This is a genomic window from Mesorhizobium sp. P2_A8 (assembly GCF_056404935.1).
The window spans coordinates 1-2,500 of record NZ_JBFUDB010000026.1; the positions used below are offsets into that span (position 1 = coordinate 1).

The window sequence follows — 2,500 nt, forward strand, 5'->3', positions numbered from 1 at the left end:
AGATTTGGTTGCGGGGACAGGATTTGAACCTGTGACCTTCAGGTTATGAGCCTGACGAGCTACCGGGCTGCTCCACCCCGCGTCACCTTTGGATGTAAGCCCAAGCCTACAATAGGATGGCTTACAGATAGGTAGAAGTCTCACCAAATGAAAGGGCCGCTTTCGCGGCCCGTGTTCCCGTTGGCGGGCCTGTTCGTAAGGAGAAGATTTCCTCTCCATCCGGTATCGTTTTCGATACTGGATGTGAGATCAACGTGCGTTTAGCAGACCTGGCAGCGACCTACTCTCCCGCGTCTTGAGACGAAGTACCATCAGCGCTGGAGCGTTTCACGGCCGAGTTCGGAATGGGATCGGGTGCAGCCGCTCCGCCATAACCACCAGGTCGGCAAAACGCACGTTGTTCGAGAAGCTTTTTGAGCGAAGAGCTCTGCGCGAGTAGCCAATAGGGGTCAACCCTATCATGCTTTCTCGGAGCTGTTCGCTGGTCTTTGTTGTGCTTTCACATCTTCTGGCGGCAATCCTTCGGATTGCGCCGAGATGGGCATAAGGAATGAGAACGATCAAGCCGATCGAACTATTAGTACCGGTAAGCTTCAAGCGTTGCCGCTCTTCCACACCCGGCCTATCAACGTGGTCGTCTTCCACGGTTCTCAGGGAATACTCGTTTTAAGGTGGGTTTCCCGCTTAGATGCCTTCAGCGGTTATCCCGTCCGGATATAGCTACCCTGCTATGCGGCTGGCGCCACAACAGGTCCACCAGAGATCCGTCCATCCCGGTCCTCTCGTACTAGGGACAGATCCTTTCAATATTCCTACACCCACGGCAGATAGGGACCGAACTGTCTCACGACGTTCTGAACCCAACTCACGTACCGCTTTAAATGGCGAACAGCCATACCCTTGGGACCTGCTCCAGCCCCAGGATGCGATGAGTCGACATCGAGGTGCCAAACAACCCCGTCGATATGGACTCTTGGGGGTCATCAGCCTGTTATCCCCGGCGTACCTTTTATTCGTTGAGCGATGGCCCTTCCACGCGGGACCACCGGATCACTATGACCGACTTTCGTCTCTGCTCGACTTGTCAGTCTCGCAGTCAGGCAGGCTTATGCCATTGCACTCAGCGAACGATTTCCGACCGTTCTGAGCCCACCATCGCGCGCCTCCGTTACTCTTTAGGAGGCGACCGCCCCAGTCAAACTACCCACCATACATTGTCCCGGACCCGGATAACGGGCCGCGGTTAGACATCCATAGTAATAAGGGTGGTATTTCAAGGGTGGCTCCACCTGAGCTGGCGCCCAGGTTTCAAAGCCTACCACCTATCCTACACATGCCACTACGAATGCCAATGTAAAGCTATAGTAAAGGTGCACGGGGTCTTTCCGTCTAACCGCAGGAACCCCGCATCTTCACGGGGAATTCAATTTCACTGAGTCTATGCTGGAGACAGCGGGGAAGTCGTTACGCCATTCGTGCAGGTCGGAACTTACCCGACAAGGAATTTCGCTACCTTAGGACCGTTATAGTTACGGCCGCCGTTTACTGGGGCTTCGATTCAGAGCTTGCACCCCTCCTCTTAACCTTCCAGCACCGGGCAGGCGTCAGACCCTATACGTCGTCTTGCGACTTCGCAGAGCCCTGTGTTTTTGATAAACAGTCGCTACCCCCTGGTCTGTGCCACCCTCCTCTACTTGCGTAGAAAAGGGTCACGCTTCTTCCGAAGTTACGCGTGCAATTTGCCGAGTTCCTTCAGCATAGTTCTCTCAAGCGCCTTGGTATACTCTACCAGACCACCAGTGTCGGTTTCGGGTACGGTTTATAAGGAGGAGCTATTTCCTGGAACCACGCAGCAGCCCGTTCAATCCGATAAGATTGGACTACCTCAATGATCCGTCACTACCTCCAAGCCCACGAATATTAACGTGGTTCCCATCGACTACGCGTTTCCGCCTCGTCTTAGGGGCCGGCTAACCCTGCTCAGATTAGCTTTAAGCAGGAACCCTTGGTCTTTCGGCGGGGGAGTCTCTCACTCCCCTTACGTTACTCATGTCAGCATTCGCACTTCTGATACCTCCACCACCCCTCACGGGTATGGCTTCATCAGCTTACAGAACGCTCCGCTACCGCTCGTATTGCTACGAACCCTAAGCTTCGGTGTATGGCTTTAGCCCCGTTACATTTTCGGCGCAAAGACCCTTATTTAGACCAGTGAGCTGTTACGCTTTCTTTAAATGATGGCTGCTTCTAAGCCAACATCCTGGTTGTTTTGGGATCCTCACATCCTTTCCCACTTAGCCATAACTTGGGGACCTTAGCTGTAGGTCAGGGTTGTTTCCCTTTTCACGACGGACGTTAGCACCCGCCGTGTGTCTGCCGACTAGTACTCCCAGGTATTCGGAGTTTGGTTAGGTTTGGTAATCCGGTGAGGACCCCTAGCCCATCCAGTGCTCTACCCCCTGGGGTATTCGGTCGACGCTCTACCTAAATAGATTTCGCG

The 2,500-nt window shown here is 53.9% G+C and carries 1 tRNA gene and 2 rRNA genes (1 of these 3 cut by a window edge); all 3 read right to left on the minus strand.

Features of this window, described 5'->3' with window-relative positions:
* Positions 1-5: 5 nt before the first annotated feature.
* A tRNA-Met gene (locus AC1D10_RS35485) sits at positions 6-82 on the minus strand.
* A gap of 185 nt (positions 83-267) precedes the next feature.
* A 5S ribosomal RNA gene (gene rrf / locus AC1D10_RS35490) occupies positions 268-382 on the minus strand.
* Between the two features lie 174 nt (positions 383-556).
* Positions 557-2,500: ribosomal RNA gene (locus tag AC1D10_RS35495) — 23S ribosomal RNA — on the minus strand; it runs 862 nt beyond the window's last position.